Annotated in this window: 14 protein-coding genes; 9 read left to right on the forward strand and 5 right to left on the reverse strand. The window is 72.2% G+C overall.

What is annotated here, in order from left to right:
* Positions 1-41 precede the first annotated feature (41 nt).
* From HCC61_RS08880 to HCC61_RS08890, 3 genes are all read left to right on the forward strand, one after another.
* Positions 42-1,046 (forward strand): TIGR03842 family LLM class F420-dependent oxidoreductase, encoded by a 1,005-nt coding sequence (locus HCC61_RS08880; RefSeq protein WP_169134758.1) that lies wholly within the window; start codon positions 42-44, stop codon positions 1,044-1,046.
* Between the two features lie 124 nt (positions 1,047-1,170).
* A complete protein-coding gene (locus tag HCC61_RS08885; protein ID WP_169134759.1) occupies positions 1,171-2,739 on the forward strand; it encodes an NCS1 family nucleobase:cation symporter-1 in 1,569 nt (522 codons plus the stop codon).
* A gap of 61 nt (positions 2,740-2,800) precedes the next feature.
* Positions 2,801-3,976, forward strand: a complete 1,176-nt coding sequence (locus HCC61_RS08890; RefSeq protein ID WP_169134760.1) for a CaiB/BaiF CoA-transferase family protein — start codon at positions 2,801-2,803, stop codon at positions 3,974-3,976.
* A gap of 45 nt (positions 3,977-4,021) precedes the next feature.
* Here the strand turns inward: HCC61_RS08890 and HCC61_RS08895 are convergent, their stop codons facing one another.
* A complete protein-coding gene (locus HCC61_RS08895) occupies positions 4,022-9,913 on the reverse strand; it encodes a TIR domain-containing protein (protein WP_169134761.1) in 5,892 nt (1,963 codons plus the stop codon).
* A gap of 93 nt (positions 9,914-10,006) precedes the next feature.
* Between HCC61_RS08895 and HCC61_RS08900 the strand changes: the two genes are divergently transcribed.
* Positions 10,007-11,194, forward strand: coding sequence for an SLC13 family permease (locus HCC61_RS08900; protein ID WP_346777100.1), 1,188 nt, complete (start codon positions 10,007-10,009; stop codon positions 11,192-11,194).
* 35 nt (positions 11,195-11,229) lie between these two features.
* Here HCC61_RS08900 and HCC61_RS08905 read toward each other — a convergent pair whose 3' ends face one another.
* The 3 genes from HCC61_RS08905 to HCC61_RS08915 are packed head-to-tail and all read right to left on the reverse strand — an operon-like array spanning position 11,230 to position 13,880.
* The gene (locus HCC61_RS08905) at positions 11,230-12,228 is read right to left on the reverse strand and encodes an inositol monophosphatase family protein (RefSeq protein WP_169134762.1); all 999 of its coding nucleotides are present in this window, start codon (positions 12,226-12,228) and stop codon (positions 11,230-11,232) included.
* Positions 12,209-12,916 (reverse strand): hypothetical protein, encoded by a 708-nt coding sequence (locus HCC61_RS08910; RefSeq protein ID WP_169134763.1) that lies wholly within the window; start codon positions 12,914-12,916, stop codon positions 12,209-12,211. Before HCC61_RS08910 ends, HCC61_RS08905 begins: the two co-directional genes overlap by 20 nt.
* A 13-nt stretch (positions 12,917-12,929) precedes the next feature.
* Positions 12,930-13,880 carry a hypothetical protein gene (locus HCC61_RS08915; protein WP_346777101.1) on the reverse strand — a complete coding sequence of 317 codons (951 nt, stop codon included), beginning with the start codon at positions 13,878-13,880 and terminating at the stop codon, positions 12,930-12,932.
* 151 nt (positions 13,881-14,031) lie between these two features.
* Here HCC61_RS08915 and HCC61_RS08920 point away from each other — a divergent pair, with 151 nt between their 5' ends.
* Positions 14,032-15,063, forward strand: coding sequence for a methyltransferase domain-containing protein (locus HCC61_RS08920; protein WP_169134764.1), 1,032 nt, complete (start codon positions 14,032-14,034; stop codon positions 15,061-15,063).
* A gap of 101 nt (positions 15,064-15,164) precedes the next feature.
* On the opposite strand, the gene HCC61_RS08925 is transcribed toward HCC61_RS08920, so the two are convergent.
* Positions 15,165-15,968: a Sir2 family NAD-dependent protein deacetylase gene (locus HCC61_RS08925; protein WP_169134765.1), complete on the reverse strand. Its 804-nt coding sequence runs from the start codon at positions 15,966-15,968 to the stop codon at positions 15,165-15,167.
* Positions 15,969-16,148: 180 nt separating this feature from the next.
* Here HCC61_RS08925 and HCC61_RS08930 point away from each other — a divergent pair, with 180 nt between their 5' ends.
* From HCC61_RS08930 to HCC61_RS08945, 4 genes are all read left to right on the forward strand, one after another.
* A complete protein-coding gene (locus HCC61_RS08930; protein WP_169134766.1) occupies positions 16,149-16,517 on the forward strand; it encodes a hypothetical protein in 369 nt (122 codons plus the stop codon).
* A gap of 274 nt (positions 16,518-16,791) precedes the next feature.
* The gene (locus HCC61_RS08935) at positions 16,792-18,666 is read left to right on the forward strand and encodes a sulfatase (protein WP_169134767.1); all 1,875 of its coding nucleotides are present in this window, start codon (positions 16,792-16,794) and stop codon (positions 18,664-18,666) included.
* Positions 18,667-18,837: 171 nt separating this feature from the next.
* Positions 18,838-20,508 (forward strand): ABC transporter substrate-binding protein, encoded by a 1,671-nt coding sequence (locus HCC61_RS08940; RefSeq protein ID WP_240968717.1) that lies wholly within the window; start codon positions 18,838-18,840, stop codon positions 20,506-20,508.
* Positions 20,505-21,458, forward strand: coding sequence for an ABC transporter permease (locus HCC61_RS08945; protein WP_169134768.1), 954 nt, complete (start codon positions 20,505-20,507; stop codon positions 21,456-21,458). Before HCC61_RS08940 ends, HCC61_RS08945 begins: the two co-directional genes overlap by 4 nt.
* The last annotated feature ends 87 nt before the right edge of the window (positions 21,459-21,545 follow it).

Here is a 21,545-nt window from a genome sequence, read left to right on the forward strand (position 1 = left end):
TGCCTGAACAGATGTGCCTGAACAGAAGGGACGGACAGGGCATGGACTTCGGACTCGTACTCCAGACGGACCCGCCCGGCTCGCGGACGGTGGGCCTGATGCGCCGTGCCGAGCGGCAGGGCTTCCGCTACGGCTGGACCTTCGACTCGGTGGTGCTGTGGCAGGAGCCGTTCGTCATCCACAGCCGGGTGCTGGACAACACCGACCGGCTGATCGTCGGCCCCATGGTCACCAATCCCGGCACCCGCGCCTGGGAGGTCACCGCCTCCACCTTCGCCACCCTCAACGAGATGTACGGCAACCGCACCGTGTGCGGCCTCGGCCGGGGCGACTCGGCGATGCGCGTCGCCGGGCGCAAGCCGAACACCCTCGGGCAGGTCAGCGCTGCGATGACCGCCATCCGCGACCTGGCGGAGGGCCGGGAGGCGGTCGTCGACGGTACGCCGCTGAAGTTCCCGTGGGTGAAGGAGGGCAGCAGGCTCCCGGTGTGGATGGGCGCGTACGGGCCGAAGGCACTTGCCATGGCGGGCCGTGAGGCGGACGGCTTCATCCTCCAGCTCGCCGACCCCTATCTGACGGAGTCGATGGTCAAGGCGGTACGGGTCGCCGCCGCCCAGGCCGGCCGCGACCCGGACGACGTCACGGTCTGTGTCGCGGCCCCCGCCTATGTCGGCGACGATCTCCAGCACGCGAGGGAGCAGTGCCGCTGGTTCGGCGGGATGGTCGGCAACCACGTCGCCGACCTCGTCGCCCGCTACGGCGAGGACTCCGACCTCGTACCGGCGGCGCTGACCAGCTACATCAAGTCCCGCCAGGGCTACGACTACGCGCACCACGGCCGTGCGGGCAATCCGGACACGGAGTTCGTGCCGGACGAAGTCGTGGACCGCTTCTGCCTGTTGGGCCCGGCGGAGGCGCACATCGAGAAGCTGCGGACGCTGCGGGACCTGGGCGTCGACCAGTTCGCGGTGTACGCGATGCACGACGCGACGGAGGCGGTGATCGACGCCTACGGGCGCGACGTCATCCCCGCGCTGAACGACTGAGACCGGCACGGCGGCGGGGGCGCGGCAGCGTGCCCCCGCCTCTGGCGCCCAGGCCGCCGGCCGCAGACCGCCCCTACCCCCCCCCACAACCGAAGACCAGCACCGAGTCGAAGAGGTGTGTGCCATGACCGGGACCGTTCCGACCGCCGCACCGGGCCCGCAGGGCGCGCCCGGCACCGGCACCGCTGAGCAGCTCACCCACCCCGACGGCCGGGTGGAGCTGCCCGAAGGGGCGATACCGGAGGGCAGCCGGTTCGCCAACGCCGACCTGCGGCCGGTGCCGCTGTCGAAGCGCCGCTGGACGACGTACAACTTCGCCGCCGTATGGATCGGCATGGCGCACAACATCCCGTCCTGGCTGCTCGCCTCGGGCCTCGTCGCGCTCGGAATGGACTGGAAGCAGGCCGTCTTCACCATCGCGCTGGCCAACGTGATCGTGCTGATGCCGATGCTGATGACGGGTCACGCCGGACCCAAGTACGGCATTCCCTTCCCCGTCTTCGCACGCGCCTCGTTCGGGCTGCGCGGGGCCAACCTGCCGGCGCTGATCCGGGCGGCCGTGGCCTGCTGCTGGTTCGGCATCCAGACATGGATCGGCGGACAGGGCATCTTCGTGCTGCTCGGCAAGATCTTCGGCGGCTGGGCGGAGGCCGGGAAGATCGGCGGGCAGCCGTGGACGCTGTGGCTGTGCTTCGTGCTGTTCTGGGCGCTCGAACTCGCCATCATCTACCGGGGGATGGAGACGCTGCGCCGCTTCGAGAACTGGGCGGCGCCGTTCGTGATCGTCGGTGCGCTCGTGCTGCTGGCGTGGATGGCCGTCAAGGCCGGCGGCTTCGGGCCGCTGCTGGACGAGCCGTCGAAGCTGGGCTGGGGGCCGGAGTTCTGGCCGGTCTTCTTCCCGTCCCTGATGGGCATGATCGCGTTCTGGTCCACGCTGTCGCTCAACATCCCCGACTTCACCCGCTTCGGCGCCGGACAGCGCGCCCAGGTGTGGGGCCAGTCGCTGGGCCTGCCCACGACGATGACGCTCTTCGCGCTGCTGTCGGTCTTCGTCACCTCCGGTTCGCAGGTGGTGTACGGGACGTCGATCTGGGACCCGGTGAAGCTCGCGGGCAAGACCGACAACGTCTTCGGGCTGCTGTTCGCGCTGATCACCGTGCTCGTCGCGACCATCTCCGTGAACCTGGCGGCCAACGTCGTCTCGCCCGCGTACGATCTGGCGAATCTCGCGCCGCGGTTCGTCAACTTCCGTACGGGGGCGCTGATCACGGGTGTCGTGGGCGTCGTGATCATGCCGTGGAAGCTGACGGAGACGCCCGAGCTGTACATCTACACATGGCTCGGCACCGTCGGCGGGCTCCTCGGCACCGTCGCCGGAATCCTGATCGCCGACTACTGGCTGGTGCGCCGCACCCGCCTGCACCTCGCGGACCTCTACCGGGAGGGCGGCGCCTACTGGTACTCCGCGGGCTGGAACTGGCGCGCGGTCGCGGCGTTCATCGTCGGCGGGCTGCTCGCGGTCGGCGGCTCCTACTCGGCGAAGGGCAAGGGGCCCTTCCCCGCGGACGGTCTGATCCCCTTCCTCCAGCCGCTCGCGGACTACGGCTGGGCGGTCGGAGTGGCCAGCTCACTGCTGGTGTACGTGGCGCTGACGCGGGTCAGCCCGCCGCGTGGGGACGCCGTCGGGAGTTGAGGAGGCACCCCCGCGCCGAGGCGGCACCCAGGGAAGCCACAGCCGAGAGGAAGGGAAGGACATGCAGCCCCTCCGCGGAGTCACCGTGGTCTCGCTGGAGCAGGCCATCGCCGCTCCTTACGCCAGCCGTCATCTCGCCGATCTGGGCGCACGCGTCATCAAGGTGGAGCGCCCGGGCACGGGCGACTTCGCACGGGCCTATGACTCGCGCACCCGGGGCCTCAGCTCCCATTTCGTCTGGGTCAACCGCAACAAGGAGTCGCTCACGCTCGACTTCAAGGACCCGGGCGGCAGGGACGCACTGCGGCGGCTGCTGTCCGGTGCCGACGTCTTCATCCAGAACCTGGCGCCCGGCGCCGCCGCCCGCGCGGGATTCGGCGCCGCCGAACTGCGGGCCGCACAGCCCTCGTTGATCGTCTGCGACATCTCGGGATACGGCTCCCCGGGGCCGTACCGGACCATGAAGGCCTACGACCTGATGGTGCAGAGCGAGGCCGGGCTGCTGTCCGTCACCGGCGACGGCGAGGACATGGCGAAGGTGGGCGTCTCGGTGTCCGACATCGCCGCGGGCATGTACGCCTACAGCTCCGTTCTCGCCGCCCTGCTGGAGCGCGGGCGCACCGGCGACGGCACCCACATCGACGTATCGATGCTGGAGGCCACCGTCGAGTGGATGGGCTTCCCGCTCTACTACTCCTACGGGGGCGCGGAGCAGCCGGTGCGCGCGGGCGCCGCGCACGCGACCATCTACCCGTACGGCCCGTTCACGGCGGGCGACGGCAAGGTCGTGATGATGAGCATCCAGAACGAGCGTGAATGGCGGGGGTTCTGCGAGAGCTTCCTGCGGCAGCCCGGCCTCGCAGACCGCCCGGAGTTCGCGACCAACGCCGACCGCAACGAACACCGCGACTCGCTGGCCGCCGTCATCTCCAATCGGTTCGCCGAACTGACGAGCACTGAGGCGATGGACGCGCTCGCCGCGGTCCCGGTCGCCCACGCCCGTGTCAACTCCATGGCGGAGGTGTGGGACCACCCTCAACTCGCCGCGCGCGGACGCTGGCACGAGGTCGGCACCCCGGCGGGCCCGGTGCCGTCCATGGCCCTGCCCGGCATGGTCGCCGGCGAGCCCAGGATGGATCCGGTGCCGGAACTCGGGCAGCACACCCGCGCCATCCTCGGCGAACTCGGCCTCACCGCCGACGACATCGACGCGCTGGTCGCCAAGGGAGCCGCCTGAGACCGGCCGTGGCGGCCAAGATCGCTGTGGCCGCCGCGGGACGCGTCACAACTCCGCGTTGAGGGCGATGCGGTGGACGCCCGGAAGGTAGGCGTCGAGGTCGCCGGGCGCGAAGCGCGTCATGCCGACGACATGCCAGAACTCGCCCGCCACGTCGCCCTCGTGCTTGTATCCGCCGCCCGGAGTCAGCGCGGCCCAGCCGCCCTGTAGGCCGAGCAGGGTGGCCCGGAGGCCGGGGGCGGCAGCCGGCTGCCCGTCCTCGTCGTGGAGGTTCCACAGGCGGACCGTGCCGTCCTCGCCGCCGCTCGCAAGCAGCGAGCCGTCCGGGCTGAAGGCGAGCGTGTGGATGCGGCCGGTGTGCCCGGTGAGCCGCGCCGTGGTCTCGCCGGTGTCCGCGTCCCACAGCCGGATCGCGCGGTCGTCGCCCGCGGTCGCCAGCAGCGGGCGGTGCGGGTGCGCCGCCGCGGTCCACAGCCGGCCGCGGTGACCGCGCAGCACGTGACGGCGCTCGCCGTTCTCCTCCCAGACGACGGCCGTTCCGTCCCAGGAGGCGCTCAGCAGCGCGCTGTCGCCGCAGCAGAAGGTCACGGCGTACACGCGGTCGGAGTGGCCTTCGAGTGCGGCGGCGAGGCGTCCGGTGTACGGCTCCCACAGCCGTACGCGACTGTCGTCGCAGCCGGTGGCCAGCAGCTCGCTGTCGCCGCGGAAGGCGATGGAGCGCACCCGGCCGCGGTGCTCGGTCAGCGTCGTGACGTGCGCGCCGGTGCTGCGCCACCACAGCCGTACGGTGTCGTCGTCGTTGGCGGTGGCGAGGAGTTCCCCGTCGCCGCTGAAGGCCTCCGCCCACGTGTGGTCGGTCTCGACGTCGATCTCCCGCAGGTATTCGCCGTTCTCGGCGTTCCACAGATAGACGTCGCCGTCGTTGCTGGCGGTGCCCAGCACGGGACCGGCCGGGCTGAAGACCGCGGAGACCAACCGGTCGCCGCGGCCCGCGAGTTCGGCGGTGCGGCGGCCGGTCCGGGCGTCCCACATCCGTACCAGGCCGTCGTTGCCCCCGGTGGCCAGGCGGGTGCCGTCCGGGCTGAAGGCGAGGGTGTTCACGCGGCGTCCGTGGCCGCGGAGGATCCGCTTGCCCTGGCCCGTGCCGGCGTCCCAGATCTGCGCGCCGCCGTCGTTGCCGACGGTGAGCAGCTGCCGGTCCTGTGGGCGGAAGGCGCAGGCCCAGGCGGAGCCGCGGTGTTCCAGGGGCTGCTGGGGCAGCAGGGTCACGGAGTGCCCGCCGCCTGCGGGGGCCACCCGCCACATCCGTACCGTCCCGTCGCTGTCGCAGGCGGCCAGCAGGCGTCCCTCGTCGCCGAAGAGCACCTGGTATACGGCTCCGGTGCAGCGCTCCGGCGTCCCCGCCTCCGTACCGGTGCGCGGGTCCCACAGGCGGACCCTGCCGTCGGTGTCGCCGCTGACGAGCAGTTCGGCGGAGGGGTGGAAGTCGAGGGTGTAGACGTGCCCTGAGTGGCCGGTCAACTCGTGCAGCAGCCGCGGTCGTCCGCCCTCCGCGCCCTGCCGCACCGCGCAGTCCGTCATGTCCCATACGCGTACGGTGCCGTGACCGTCCGGGCCGCGGTCGCCGGTGGCCAGCAGGGTGCCGTCGGGGCTGAACCTGGCCCGGTAGAGGGCGCCTTGGTGGTCGTGCAGCTCGGCCGTGCAGCGTCCCGTGCGGGTGTCCCAGACGCGCAGCACGGCGTCCGCGTCGCCGGTGACGAGGATGCCGCCGTCGGGGGAGAAGGCCGCCGTGTAGACGGGAACGGCGTGGCCGGGAAGGCGGTGCACGGGCTGTCCGGCGTCGGGACCCGTCGCGTTCCACAGCGTCACCAGGCCCTCCCTGTCGCCCGTGGCCAGCATCCGGCCCCCGGCGTCGAGGGACACGGGCCAGACACCGCCGGGATGGACTTCGAGCCGGTGCAGGCAGCGGCCCGACACCGGGTCCCACAGGCGTACTTCGCCGTCCGCGGCTCCCGTCGCGAGCACGTCCGCGCGGAACTTCACGGCGTAGACCCGGCCTTCGTGCCCGTGCAGGGTGCGCACCGCACGGCCGGTGTCCGCCGCGCAGACCAGTACGCCGCCGTCCTCGCTGCCCACGGCGAGGAGTTCGCCCTCGGGGCTGTAGGAGATCGGCTCGGGCAGCCGGCTGGTACGCATGTCGAAGCCGTACGGCACGCCCACCGCCGACGGGCGCAGCCCCGCCTCGACCGGCATGCCCGGCGCGACCGCGGCCGTGGCGAGCTCCGGCGCCGGCGTGCCGTCGGTGACCGCGTCGATCAGCGCGGCCCGGTTCCAGCGGCTGTCCGTGAGGTGCGCGCCGCGTAGATCCGTCCTGATGAGCCGCGCCCGGCGCAGGTCCGCGCCGGTGAGGTCGGCGCCGCTGAGATCGGCCTCGTCGAGCCGGGCCCCGACGAGGCGCGCGTCGCGCAGCACCGCTCCGGAGAGGCCGGTGCCCAGCAGGCGCGTGTCGGTGAGGTCGGCGCCGGTGAGGTCGACGCCGGAGAAGTCGCGGGCCGAGAGGTCCTCGCCGACGAGGCGTGCGCCGCGCAGATCGGCGTCGGCCGGCACCCGCAGACGGTCGATGACGCGCACCGCGTTGGCGCGGGCGGCCTCGCTCGTGCGGGGGCCGGGGGAGTTGAGCACCTCCTGCACCCACGCCGTGCAGCGTGCGTGGTCGGCAAGGTCGCAGAAGAACTCGACGGCGAGCTGCGTCAGCGGGCGGGCCGCCAGCAACGTGTCGTCGCCGCGGCCCAGTTGGGCCGCGGCCTCGCGTGCGATGAGCCATTCGACGACCGACCCGTGGATGAACTGGAAGAGCCCGTCCTCCGTGCGTACGAGAAGGCTGCCCGCGCCGACGGCCTGGGCGCTCTCCTGCGTGGACATCGAGCTGCCGCCCGCCAGCCCGCTGAGGGTCTCCGTCAGCTCGTCCAGACGCAGCGCGCTGCGGCCGCTCTCCCACAGCCGCTGCGCGAGAGCGGTGACGGCGGCCCACAGGTGCTCCGTGCTCAGCCCCGGGGCGGCGCCGGGCCCGCCCTGGCCGCGGCGCTCCTCGAATTCGAGCCACGCGGTGAAGACGTCCTCGTAGAGACCGGCGGGGCTGAGCGCCCTGCCGGCTCCCGCGACGGCGCGCAGCTGCTCGGGTCCCAGGTCGGCGACGAAGCTGAGCAGCCGCGGGTTGGCGCACAGCTCCAGCAGGTCGGGAATGTTCTGGAGGAGGCGGAAGCGCTGCTCCGCGGCCTCCTCGTCGCCGTACCGGTTGACGAGGTACGTGCGGATCTGCGCCGGGGCGAAGCCCACGAGGGAGAGCACGCGCCGCCTCGGCAGCATCCCGACCCGTTCGCCCAGCGCCGTGAGGATCTGCGACTGCGACTTGAAGTGCTGGGTGCGGCTGCTGACGACGATCTTGGCGTTGTCCACGGACGCGTCGAGGAGCACTTGGAGGTGGTCGGCGGCACGGTCGTAGCTGACACGGTTGACCAGTTCGTCGAAGCCGTCGAAGAGCAGCACGACGCGGCCCTGGCCCAGCATGTAGCGCAGCGCCCGCAGGTCGATGGTGTCGACGCCGTTGCCGGCGAGGTGTGCGGCGACGAGACCTTCGAGGCTGTGCGCGCGGTCGAGGGTGTTGAGCGGGATGAGCAACGGCGTGAGGTGCGGCAGCTGTTCGGGGATTCGGCGCGCCAACTCCCGCAGGGCGAAGGTCTTTCCGTGCCCGAAGTCGCCGAGGAGCAGTATGAACCGCCCGTGGTCCGCGGCGAGCAGGTCCAGCATGTTCTCGACGAGGCCGTCGCGCTCCTCGCCGTCGGGGCGCTCGGCGTCGCGGTAGCGCCCGGGCAGATAGAGGCCCGGCCGGTAGCGGTCGTCGGCGGCGAGGCGTGCCGTCTGGGCGGCGACGTACGCGCGCAGATCCAGCAGGCCCTGGAACTCCAGGAAGCTGCGGACGCGGACGCCGCGGCGGCTCGCGCGCTCCCGCAGCGCGCGCTCGGGAGCCGGCCCCTCGTGGACAATCTCCGCCTCAGAGCCGGTGTCCGTGGCGTGCGCCTGCGCGACGAAGCGGTCGACGTCCTCCTCGGCGGGGGTGCCCGGGTGGATCGCGATGCGCTGCTGGCGGACCACGCCCTCCTCGTGCCACGTCGCCATGAGCTGGACCATGTCCTCGGCGTCGCGCCTGGGCACGTCGCGCAGCCGGACGCCCTCGCGCCGGGCGCGGCACACCTCCCGCACGCGTTCGGCGAGCGAGTCGGCGGGCTCGTCGAGCGGGCGGTTGTCCCTGTCGGCTTCCGGCGCCGCCTCCGGCGGAAGGGGCGCCGCCGGCTCGTCGGGCACGGCGAAGACCCGGTGGGCCGAGCGCCATTCGAGGGGGAAGTCCGTGGGCTGGCCGCCCGCCTCGTCCCTCCACCGGGTGACGCCGCTGGGCCCGATGCGCAGCAGTTCGCACCGCGCGGGCGCGGCCGAGCCGAAGAGCGGCAACTCGCCTGCCGGGGTGGACAGTTCGGCGTACGAAGGCTCCGACGCGGTGGTGCGCGGGCCGCCGGTGGGGCCGTGCAGCACGAGGTGCAGCCGGCGCGCGGTGAACCGGGCGAAGGTGCCGGCGTCGCGCAGCGGCCCGGGCCCGCCGGGTGCGTCGCCCGGGCGCTGCCGCCCCTCGGCCGGCGGGTGCCGCACCACGCCGACGCGCAGCCAGCCCTCGTCCTCGTAGGTGCGCAGCGCCTCGGAGAACCAGGTCGCCTGGTCGCGCCCGAGGAAGCCGTACTGGTCGTCGGTGCGGTGGCTGAAGGCGATCGAGGAGTTGAACCCGGCGACGACGGTGTGCAGTTCGGGCACGGGGAACAGCGTCCACGGCTGGTCGCTCTCGAAGACGGTGTCCATCCCGTGGTAGAGGCCGCGGAACAGGCGTGTGTAGTGGCGCCACTTGGGCCAGTACGGCGGCTGCGGCGGCACCTCGTCGGCCTCGCAGGTGTGGAAGTAGCCCAGGCAGGCGGCCTGGCTGACGTCCTGGGTGCCCGGCACCACCACCAACCGCTGCGGCGGCAGGTCGAGTTGGGAGCGCAGCCCGGTGAGGAAGCTGAGGGCCTGGTCGCATTCGCGCGGGCTGCCGGACGCGGTGAGGTCGCCGGAGACGACGAGGAGGTCGGGCGCGGGGGCACCGGCGTCCTTCAGCTCGACGAGGTCGCTCCACATCTCCCGCAGCAGCGCCTCCGGTTCGCGTCCGCGGCCGAAGTTGGGCCCCGCCACATGCAGTACGGACACGGTGCCCCGTGGCGTCGTGCCGCCGCCGGGCCCGGCCGGATACTGCGGTGCCCTGGCGGGCCGCCGCCGCCCCGACCAGCCCGTGCGGCCCAGCGGGCGCTGTGCGTCGGCCTCCCGGCCGCCGTCCGCATCGAGCGGTGCGCGCGGGCCCGGGACCTCGCCGGAGGGCGTCCCGCCGGGGTAGCCGGGGCGCAGCGGCGGGCGCGCGTGGCCCTCGACTGCCTGACCGACGCGTGTGAGCAGCATGCTGCGCGCCGTCTCGGTGTCGGTGACGCCCACGAGATCGACGTACGTGATCGTGGCGAGCAGACCCTCGATGGGGACGTCCTCCACCCGTACGGTCAGCAGTTTGCGCTCCGGCGCCTCCGGCTCGGCGCGCAGCGCGGCCTGCCATTCCATGCGCCCGTACGTGGAGCGCCCGTAGTGGCTGGAGAGCACGGCGATGACGGCGACGGACTCGCTGACCCCGCGGTCCATGAAGTCGATGAAGTTGGTGCCGGGCACGAAGTCCCACGCCTGGATCACCGTGCGGTAGCCGGCCTCCTCCAGCGTCCAGGCGATCCATGACGCCCACTGCTCGTCCGCCGGGGAGTAGCTGATGAAGAAGTCCAAGTCCCGCGTGTGCGCTGCGAGTTCCCCGTTGTCCGTCATGCCAGCATCGTAGGAGCACGGGCACGGTGCGGGCATCCCGGGTACGACAGGCTGCGATCCTCTCCTCACATCGTGTGTGCGATTCTGTCCGACGTGCGAATCGTGAAGAGCGTGCATCCGCTGGACTGGCTCGCGGCCGGGCTTCTGGTCTGCGGAGCGCTGCTGGTCGCCACGGGACTGCTGCCCGCCCGTAACGCCGGTGATGCGATGACACGCATCGGGCCGCTGCTGGTGTTCCTCGCCACCGCCATCGTCATGGCCGAACTGACGGGCAAGGCGCAGGTCTTCGACGCCGCCGCGTCGTGGGTGGCCCGCGCCGGCAAGGGCAGCTACGCGCTGCTGTTCGGGCTGTGCGTGCTGTTCGCGTCCGTCACCACGATCACGCTCAACCTGGACACCACGGCGGTGCTGCTGACGCCGGTGATGCTCGCGCTCGCCACCCGCGTGGGCATCGCGGCCGTGCCGCTGGCGATGACCACCGTCTGGTTGTCGAACACCGCGTCTCTGCTGCTGCCGGTCTCCAACCTGACCAATCTGCTCGCGGCGGACCGCGTGGCGCTGTCGCCCGCCCGGATGGCGGCGACCATGTGGCTGCCGCAGCTCGTCTCGATCCTGGTCACCATGGCCTGCCTGTGGGGCTTCTACTGGCGCCGCGGGCGTCGCGGGTCGGAGAGCTACACGGCGCCGGAGCCGCTGCGCCCCGCCGATCCCGTGCTCTTCCGCGTGTGCGCGCTCGCCTGCGCCGCCTTCCTGGTGGCGATCCTCGTCGCCGACGTGCCGCTGTGGTCGGCGTCCTCGGCGGCCGCGTTCGTCGTCGTCGTGGCGTTCGCCTTCAGACGCAGGGCGGATCTGCGGCTCTCGCTCATCCCGTGGCGGCTGATGATGCTGGTCCCCGGGATGTTCCTCGTCGTGGAGACCGTCAACGCACACGGGCTGCACGACCTGCTGACCGCGGCGATCGGCTCCGACGGCGGACTGGTGGGGATGCTCCGCTCCGCCGGAGTCGGGGCGGGACTGTCCAACATCCTCAACAACCTTCCCGTCTACCTCGCGGGCGAGGCGGCCGTGCCGGTCGCCAACAAGCACCAGTTGCTGGCCCTGCTCATCGGCACCAACGTGGGCCCCCTCGTGACGCCGTGGGCGTCGCTGGCGACCCTGCTGTGGTTCGAGCGCTGCCGGGCGCACGGCACGGTCATCCCCCTGCGGCGCTTCGTGGGCACGGGCTTCGTGCTGGCGACGACGGGGACGCTGGCGGCGACGGTCCAACTCGCCCTCGTCTGAGGGGAGTCGGGGCCCGCCCCGTCCGGCGGGCGGAGTCAGGACGTGGTGTTCCCGGCGCCCGCCCGCCCCGCGAGATCGACCAGATGCGGCAGCGTCTCGCCGCGCGCCGCGACGAAGCTGCGCCCCGAGTCCGGGCCGTCGAAGCCCACTTGGAACTCCCCGCCCGACAACGTACGGAACTCCACGCCTGCTTCGGCGGCCAGCAGCGCACCCGCCGGGAAGTCGATGCCTTCAGCCCGGTAGCCCACGTAACCGTCGATGGTGCCGCTCGCCAGCATGGTCCACCCCAGCAACGGCGCCCACAGTTGCAGCACGCGCCGCGAGTGCAGCTCCAGCGCACCGCGCAGAGCCAGGGCGCGCTCGTCGCCCCGTGCCACCGCGTGCCCCTGCGTCCACGCCAGTACGGGTCCGGACCGCGGCAGCGTGCCGCACGGGCCGCCCACCCGCGCCGTCCCGCACCATGCGCCCCGGCCGGCCGTGGCCCGCCAGGTCCGCCCCGTGACCGGCTCGTGCACGACGCCCACGACGGGGGAGCCGTCGACGCACAGCGCTATCCCCACGGCGTAGGCCGTCAGCCCGATGGCGACGTTGTTGCTGCCGTCCAGCGGGTCCACCAGCCATGTACGGCTGCCGTGCGCGTCGAGGAGCCCGGCCTCCTCCGAGACGATCCGCTCGTGCGGGAAGTGCGTGCGCAGCCGGTCCAGGATGACCTTCTCGGCCGCCAGGTCCAGGTCGGTGACGACGTCGCCGCCCTCGCCCTTGCTGCGTACGGTGTGCGCCTGCCGGAAACCGGCACGCAGCAACGCCCCGGCCTCCTCCGCGGCTTGGACGGCCACCGTCTGTTCGAAGGCGTACGCACCGTTGCCGGAGCCCGTTTGCGCACCGGTGCCGGAACCGGCGTGCGCGCCCGTGCCCGTGCCACCGTCCGAGCGCCGCTCCGAGCCCCGCTCCGTGTCCCGGCCCGCGTCCCAGCCCCTGTCCTCGCCCGCCCCGCCGTCCGCGTCGGCGGAGGACTCACTCCGGCTTTCCCTCATGCACCCTCCTCAGCGCCGCCCGCACGGTCCTCCGGGTGTCCTCCGCGCCGCACAGCCGCCGCACGGTGCGGTGACCGCCGCCCTCCAGCGGCCCCAGGAAGAGGTCGGTGCGCCCCGGAAGGGTCCTGCCCAGCACCAGGGTGGCCGCCGGCTCGCCCTCCCTGACGACGGTGGAGTGGAACTCCCCGGCCCCCAGGACATATGTCTCGCCCCCGCCGCTGGTCTGCTCGGGACCGGGCTCGCTGCGTACGAGGCGTTCCGTGGGGCGCAGTTCGTCGGTGCCGTCGGGCGCGCTGTGCACCTCGAAGACGCGGTGCGTGGGCCCCGAGGCCGGTGCGGGCGCGGGCGCCGGACCGGCCGCCGGCGCGGCGACGTCGGCCACCCGTACCGGGACGTTGGAGACGTGTCCGTAGAGCACATGGCTGAGCAGCTCCCAGCTGTGCGCGTGCACCGCCGCCTCCGCCGGCTGCCCGGAGGCCGTCACGCCGTCGAAGAGGTGCACGCACACGCCGCGTTCGCCCTCGCGCACCACCGGGAGGCACAGGAACCCGAGCGGATGCCGCACGGCGCGCAAGTCCCGCCCACCGGAGGCGATTTCGGCGAGGACGCCCGCAACGGCCGCGCGCGGCACGTCCGATGACGGCCCCCCGTCCTGACGCAGCGCGTCTTCGAGCTCGTCGTAGTCCATGGCGCCGAGGGGGTCACCTCCGGTACGGATCGTCGGCGTGCAGTGCCTTGTCAATGATCTCGCCGACGTCGCCGTCGGTGAAGACGGCGGGGAGCGGAAGCCTCAAATGGTCGAAAACCGCCCGGACTTCGTCGACCGTCGGCTCGTCGCTCAGCGGCGGCAGCGCGTGCAGGTCGAGCCGCTCGGCCTGCTCCCTGCTCTGGTGCAGCTCGGTGACGTAGTAGTCGTAGAGCGGCTGGTCGCGGGCGACGATGAGGTTGACGCGGTTGGGGTCGTCCTGCGTGATGACGAGGCACGACTCGGACAGGTCGAAGCGGAGCGTCGGCACGCCGGAGGACAGGTGCACGCTGATCTCCAGGGTGTCCAGCCGCTGCCGGTACCAGCACGCGGCGAGCACCGTCGCGTACGACTCCTTCCTGGTGCGCGTCGTGGTCCAGGCGTTGGCCGCCTCGGTGTTCCGCTGCCGGGCGAAGGTCTGCCGGAAGCGCGCGTAGTCCGAACAGGTCTTCTCACTGCCCGGGTTGATGATGTCGATCTTGATGCTGAGGGGTGTGCGGTGCCTCGTGGCCGTCTCCACGCAGCGCGGCAGCGTCACCGCCCGCAGATAGGTGCCCGTGCCGCCCTTGAAATACCAGAGGTTGGTCTGCTCCCGCGCCTTGCCCAGCGTCTCCCCGACCTCGGAGCCCGACAGCGAGCGCACCATCGCCAGGTCCTCCAGGGCGCGGCGCGTGTCCGCCGAGACCTCCTGGATGTCGGACTTGCGGCGGACCCGCTCGGTCATCGAACCCACCGCGAGCGCGCCGAGTACCAGCAATGTCGCCCCGGAGGCCACGTCGTCGCTGATGACGTCCCCGAAGACGTCGAGGAACCCGATCGTCAGGCCGAGCCCGACGGCGACGACGACGTCCAGGTTCCGGATGATCCAGCCGACGCCCATTTCGATGCGTCCCACACGCTGTGCCACGTGATCGCCCCTCCCCGTGATCACCAAGCATCGTAGGAGGAGGTCCCGGCGGTCCGCCAGGCGGGCAGGTACGGCGGCCGGCGAGCGGTTACGCCTCGCCGCTCCCGGTGCGTAAGCTCGCTGCGCCCACGCGAGCCACGAGGATGACGCGATGCCCGATGCGGCCCGGTCCGCGCTCGACGACGCGGTACGCGCCGTACCCGCCGAGCAGTTCCACGGCGCCGACGGCCGCGCCGTCCGTCCCTGCACGCCCGCCGAGGTCACCCACCGCCACCTGGGCCTGCTGGACATACGGCCCGGCGACGCCGTCCTGGACATCGGCGTGGGCTCCGGCCTCTCGGCGGCGCTGGCCGCCCGGCTCGCGGGCCCCGAGGGCCGGGTGACGGCCGTCGAGATCGACGCCGGTCTCGCGGCGCGCGCCCGGGCGCTCTACGCCGCACACGGACACCGCGTCGAAGTGGTCGTCGGCGACGGCCTGCACGGGCATACGGGCCGCGCACCCTACGACCGCATCCTCGCCGGAGTCACCCCGCCGGCCGTGCCGGACGCGTGGCTGCGTCAACTCCGGCCCGGCGGCCTGCTGTTGTGCGGCGTACGGGTCTGCGATCTGCCGGGCGGATACGCCATCGCCCGCATCCGCACCGGCGAACGGAACCGGCCGCGGCAGGTCACCGTCCATCAGGGCGGATACATGCCGGCGGCGGGTCCCGTCGCCGACGAGAGGGTCACCCGTGCCCGTGCCCGTGCCGGGGAGCCGGGGCCGCCGGGGCCGCCGGAGCGTTCCCTGACCCTCCTCGGTGCCCACGAGCCGGGCCTGGCAGAGGCGTTCCTCGCGGCGCTCACGGACGCGGCCCACATCGATCCCGCACCGCTGCACGGCAGCGACTGGTTCCACCTGAAGGACTGGCTCATGGCCGCCGAGCCGCCGTGGCTGCTCGAAGCGACCCTCGAACGCGGCAACGGAATCGGCGTCGGCCACCGCACACCGGACGGCACCGCGCACGCCGCGCTCGTCACCGGCTTCCATCTCATCGCGGATCGCGGCGACTCACCGGCCCTCGCGGATCTCGACGGCCTGATCCGGCGCTGGCGGGAGAGCGGCTCTCCCCGTACGCACCAACTGCGCGCGGAGCTGCGTCAGGAAGGCGACCGCTGGCACGCCCGCATCGGCACCACGGCATAGCGCCCGCCGTTTCCGGTCTGCCGCCCGCCGTTTCCGGTCCGCTGTCGCCCGTCTGCCGGTCGCCAACTGCCGTCCGCTGTACGGCTGTTCGCGCGTGCCGCTCAGTCCTCGTGCAGCCGCTCCAGCAGCGCCGGGAGCGCTTCGCCGATCGGTTCTCGCACGATCTCGGCCGCCAGGCCGTCGTACGGAGTGGGCTCGGCGTTGACGATGACCAGCCGCGCGCCGTGGTCCACGGCGATCTCCGCGAGCGACGCCGCGGGCTGCACCTGGAGCGACGTACCGACGGCCACGAAGACGTCGCACGCCTTCGCCACACCCACCGCCTGCCCCAGCACCTCCGGATCGAGCGCCTGCCCGAACATCACCGTCGACGACTTGAGGATGCCGCCGCACTCCAGGCAGGCCGGATCCTCCTCGCCCGCCTCGACCCGCTCCAGCGCCCCGGCCATGGAGCCCCCGGCCTCGCACTGCGTGCACACCACCGAGCGTGAACTGCCGTGCAGCTCCAGCACCTTGCGGTCGGGCAGCCCGGCGAGCTGGTGCAGTCCGTCGACGTTCTGGGTGATGACGCGCACCGGCCTGCCGGACCTCTCCAGCCGCGCCACGGCCTCGTGCGCGGCGTTGGGCACGGCCTTCCAGGTGGGGCTGGTGCGGCGCATCTGCCATGACTTGCGCCGGATGTCCGGATCGGTCATGTAGTAGTCGTACGTGACGAGCTTCTCCGCCTCGGGGTCACTGCGCCAAAGCCCTTGCGGGCCGCGGTAGTCGGGGATGCCTGAGTCCGTGGAGATCCCGGCGCCGCTGAGGATCGCGACGAGGGGGCCGCGCGGCGAGGAGGCGCCGGCCTCCTGCCCGGCGCGGGCCTCGGCGTGCGGTTCCGGAACGGGTTCGGGGAAGTCCGTCATGGCCGCCAAGGGTACTTCCGCCGTCCCGGCCGTCGCGGCGGCCCGTCATGGTGCGGGCCTGGTGGGAGGGCCCATAACGGGCGGTGAACATCGGTCGACGGTGCGGGGCACGGCCTCTCCGCGGAACGGCCGGTCTCATACGTTGAGCGCATAAAAGTCGATCAAGCGCGCGAGGCCCCCATGGAGTGGTTCAGCCCCGAGAACTCACTGGCGGCGCTCGGCGTCTTCGCGACCGTGGGCGTCCTGGCGTACGAGCGGCTCATGCCGGGCCTGAAGCGCATCGGATACCGCGTCCAGATGGACACGCTCATAGGCGGCGACTCCCAGAACGGCCAACCGGACGTGCGGCTGGGCCTGTTCGGGGAGGCGCCCGAGATGTCGGACGCGTCGCTGGTGCTGCTGCGCATCGAGAACGACGGGCTGCGCGGCATCTCCGTCGAGGACTACACCTCGCGCGAACTGGCGGGCCTGACCGTCACGTTCACCGAACGGACGGTCATCTGCCGCCGAACGAGGAGCTGTGCCGCTCGCTGTGACCGCTCCGCGTGACCCGCGGTGCACGCTCCCGCACGCCCGGTCGAGGGGCGGAGGCGCCCGCGGCCGTATCAAGTCCGGCCGGTTGCGGGCGGGTTCGCGCCGGCGGAAACGGTCGCTGAACACTTGGACAACCCGCCGACGCGCCCCTCACACCGCCATACGCTGCCCGGTCCGGGCCCGGTGACCGTGCCGGGGCCGCCCGGCGAGCGCCACCGCCTCCGGCGGCCGCACCTTCCCGAGCCCGGTCCGCTGTGCCATCACCGGGCTTCGCAGGGAAGGACCTCGGGTGTCTTCGCTCTTCTCCGGCCTCCGCCGGATCACGGCAACGGACAGGCCGGTCACCGAGAACGACCGGGACGACGATCCGCGCAGGGACGACGATCCGCGCAGCGACGACGATCCGCGCAGGGACGACGGCCCTCCCAGCGACGACCGCCCGCCCTGGGGCGGGGCCTCCGGGCGGGGCCGTGCGGCCGGGCTGCGGGCCCGGTTCCGGGCCCGGTTCCGTGAGCGGTATCCGCGTGCGGCGCGGGCCGCCCCGTGGGTGACCACCGGCCTGGCCGCCCTGCTCGTGCTGTTCGCCCTGCTCGTTCCGAACACGCTCGACCGCACCACGCCCGGAACATTCCTCCGGCTCCCCGTGGAGGCCGTCTACTTCGCGGCCCTGCTGCTCGTGCTGCCGTCGAGGGCGGGACGGGCGGTGTCCCTCGCAGCGGGGCTGTTCCTGGGTGTGCTGACCGTGCTGAGGCTCACCGACATGGGCTTCTTCTCGGTCCTCGACCGGCCCTTCGACCCGGTGCTCGACTGGATCCTCTTCGACGACGCCGTGGACTTCCTGCGGGAGACGGCGGGCGCGGCTGGTGCGGCGGCCGCCGTCGTCGGCGCGGTCGGCGCGGTCGTCCTGCTGACCGTCCTGACCGTGCTCGCGGTGCGCAGACTGGGCGGCATCGTGCTGCGGAACAGGGCGGCGGCCACCCGTACCACCCTGGTGCTCGGGGTCGCCTGGATCACCGTCTCGACGCTCGGACTCCAGGCCGTCGACGGCATCCCGTTCGCGTCGAAGGCCACCTTCAGGCTCGTACAGGAGCGGGTGATGCTGCTGAACAAGGGGCTGAACGACGGGCGGGAGTTCGCAGGGCAGGCCGCGGTGGACGACTTCCGCGGCACTCCGCGGGAGAGGCTGCTGACCGGACTGCGGGGCAAGGACGTCGTGTTCGCCTTCGTCGAGAGCTACGGCAGGGGAGCCGTCGAGGACCCGAGGATGGCGCCCCAGGTCGGCAAGTTGCTCGACCGCCAGAACGAGCGGCTGCACGAGGCGGGCTTCTCGTCCAGGAGCGGCTGGCTCACCTCGCCGACGACCGGCGCCGGCAGCTGGCTCGCCCACTCGACCCTCATGTCGGGTCTGTGGATCGACAACAACCAGCGTTACCGCACCGCCACCGCAAGCGACCGCTTCACACTCACCGGTGCGTTCCGGCGCGCCGGTGCGTGGCGGACGGTCGGCATGATGCCCGGCGTCCGCAGGGCCTGGCCGGAGGGGCAGTTCTATCGCTTCGACACCGTCTACGACTCACGTGAAATGGGGTACAGGGGCCCGATGTTCAGCTGGTCGCCCGTGCCCGACCAGTACACGATGCAGGCCTTCGAACGGCTGGAGCACGGCAAGAGGAACCGCAGGCCGCTGATGGCGACCGTCGTCCTCGCCACCAGCCACAACCCCTGGGCGCCGCTGCCCAGGACGGTCGGCTGGGACGAACTCGGTGACGGATCCCTCTTCCACGCGCAGAAGAAGGAGGGCAAGACCCCGGCGGAGGTGTGGAAGGACGCCGCCGGCGTGCGTACGGAATACCGGCGTTCCATCCAGTACTCGATACGCAGCCTCACCGACTACGTGGCGAGGTACGGCGACAAGGACACCGTGCTCGTCTTCCTCGGCGACCACCAGCCCGCCCCCGTCGTCGTCGGCAACCACACCAGCAGGGACGTGCCGGTCTCGGTGGTGGCCCATGATCCGAAGGTGCTCGACCGGATCTCCGAGTGGGGCTGGCAAGACGGTCTGAAGCCCGGCAGGGACGCCCCGGTCTGGCGCATGGACCGCTTCCGTGACCGGTTCCTGACCGCTTACGGCCCGGGAGGCGGAGCCGGGGACGCGCCCCGCTGAGGCCGCGCAGCCGCCGGGTGAAAGGGTCCCGGGCCCGCCACGGGCAGGCCGCGCGCAGCGAGACGTGTGCTGGTCACAGCGGGGCCGAGGCCCGAACCCGCCCTTGCCAGGCGACTGTATACGACATACTGTCGCCCGGGTCCTGTCGATCTGTATCAGGGGTGGGCAGCCTTGCGCCCTCGCGCACCAGCGTCCTCAAGTGCCGCCGTCCGCGGAGCGGTTCTCACGCTCGCACTCGCCCTCGGCGCGACCGGCTGCGCCTCCCTGACGACGTCCGCGACCGAGGTCGGCGGCGTACGGATGGCCGACGAGCGGCCCGTGCGCGACGGCGGCACCCTCACCGTGGCGTTCAAGTCCGACCCGGACAAGCTCGATCCCAGCCTCGGCAGCACCCTCGTGGGCCGCAGCGTCTTCGCCGCGATGTGCCAGAAGCTCTACGACACCGACGCCCGCAACCACATACGGCCCCAACTGGCCTCCGGCATGCCGGAAGTGAGCGACGGCGGCCGGAAGGTGGTGATCGGCGTCCGGCACGGAGCCCGCTTCAGCGACGGCACCCCGCTGGACGCGAAGGCCGTCGAGACGTCGCTGCGCCGCCACCGTGATCTGCCCGAGTCGGCACGCGCCAGCGAGCTCGAACCCGTCGAGAGCATCGAGGCAGTCGGCGACGACAAGGTCGAACTGCGCCTGAAGGAGCCCTACGAGCCGCTGCTGGGCGCCCTCGCCGACCGCTCCGGCATGGTGATGTCGCCGCGTGCCCTCAAGAAGTACGGCAAGGACTTCGCCACGCACCCCTCGTGCGTCGGGCCGTTCCGCTTCAAGCAGCGGGTGACGGGCGACCGCATCGTGCTGGAGAAGGACCCCGGGTACTACGCGGCGTCCCACGTTCACCTGGACAAGATCGTCTACCGCACGATCATCGACGGCAACGTGCGGCTGGCCAACCTCCGCTCCGGCGACGCCCAGGTCAGCGACCAGACCGCGCCGCTGGAGGTGCAGAGCGCGCTCACCGACGACACGCTCCAGCTCTTCAACTCGCCGACGCTCGGCTACCAGGGCCTGACGGTCAACATCGGCAACTCCCGCGGCCTGGGCGAGAAGCCGGGCAAGGTGCACGGTGCGCTGGCCCGTGACGACCGCATACGGGAGGCGTTCGCGCTCTCCCTGGACCGCCGGCTCATCAACAAGATCGTCTTTCAGGGCATGTACGACACCGCCTGCGGTCCCGTCGCGCCCTCCAGCGAACTGGGCACCGAAATGCGCTGCCCCGGACGCGACTTGGGCAAGGCGCGCCGGCTGCTGCGCGAGGCGGGCGCGAAGGGCCCGGTCCCCGTCGAGCTGACCGTCTCCAACACCGTGGAGGACATGCGGCTCGGACAGGTCGTACAGGCGATGGCGAAGGACGCCGGGTTCCGGGTGAAGCTGCGGCCCACCGAGTTCACCACCCTCCTGGAGCACGCCGACAAGGGCGACTTCGAGGCCGCGTCCGTCGGCTGGTCGGGCCGCCTCGACCCGGCGGGGAACGTCGACGCCTTCGCCGGCACCCTCGGATCGGAGAACCGTTCCGGCATCTCCGACGAGCGCATCGACTCCCTCATCGAGGACGGCCGCCGCACCGCCGACCCGGAGAAGCGCAGGGCCGTCTACGGCGACCTCACCCGGGCCGTCAACGACCAGCATTCGCTGATCTACCTGTACCGGCAGCGCAACTACGTCGTCGCCACCAAGGACGTCGCGGGCCTGCGCGTCTACGGCGACGGCCTGATACGCGTCGAGAACGCCGGCTGGAGCCGGGGTGCGGAGCACGACGGATCCACGGAGGCGGAGGCGAGGAGCCGGTGACCCGCTATGTACTGCGCCGCCTGGGCCAGTCGGCACTGACGCTGGTCCTCGTCAGCATCGTGGTCTTCCTCGGCGTACGCGCCATGCCCGGCGACACCGCACGCGCGCTCGCGGGGGAGGAGACCACACCAGAGGCGCTGGCCGCGATCCGCCGCCAGTACGGACTCGACCAGAACATCGCCGTGCAGTACGCCCGTTACGTGGAGCACGCCGCCACCGGCGATCTCGGCACCTCGGCCCGCACCGGACTGCCCGTCGTCGACGGCATCTTCGACGCCCTGCCCGTCACCCTCGAACTCGCCCTGCTGTCCCTGCTGCTGGCCGTCGTCGTCGGCGTCGGTGCGGGCGTGGTCGCCGCGGTGCGGCGCGGCCGCCCGGCGGAGTGGATCGCCAACACCGTTGCCCTGCTGGGGCTTTCGGTGCCGAACTTCTGGCTCGGCATCGTCCTGATCCTCGGATTCGCCATCGCCGTACCGCTGTTCGCGGCGTCCGGCTTCGTGCCCTTCGGCACCGATCCGCTGGAGAACCTGCGGCGGATGGTGCTTCCCGTGGCCGTGCTCGGCAGCGGCCTCGCGGCCGTCGTGATGAGACAGACGAGAGCGGCGATGCTGGAGTCGCTGTCGGCCGACTACGTACGCACCGCACGCGCCAAGGGCCTCGCGCCGTACCAGGTCGTCGGCGGCCACGCGTTGCGCAACTCCCTCGTCACGGTCGTCACCGTGCTGGGAGTCCAGCTCGGGCATCTCGTCTCCGGGGCGGTCGTCACGGAACAGATCTTCGTGCTGCCCGGCTTCGGGAAGCTGATGATCGACGCGATCTTCACCCGCGACTACGCGATGGTGCAGGGCGTGGTGCTCTTCACCGCGACCGGCTACATCCTCGTCAACCTCGCCGTCGACCTTCTCTACTCCGTCATCGACCCGCGCATCCGGCTGGGAGGCGCACAGTGAGCACGGTCACCGAAGCAGCGGGGAGCCCGGACGCGGGCGGTACGGACGGTACGGGTGCCGCGGGCGGTACGGGCGGTACGGGCGGTA

Origin of the sequence: Streptomyces sp. HNM0575, assembly GCF_012726265.1 — a bacterium.
In the GTDB taxonomy this organism is placed as follows: Bacteria; Actinomycetota; Actinomycetes; order Streptomycetales; family Streptomycetaceae; genus Streptomyces.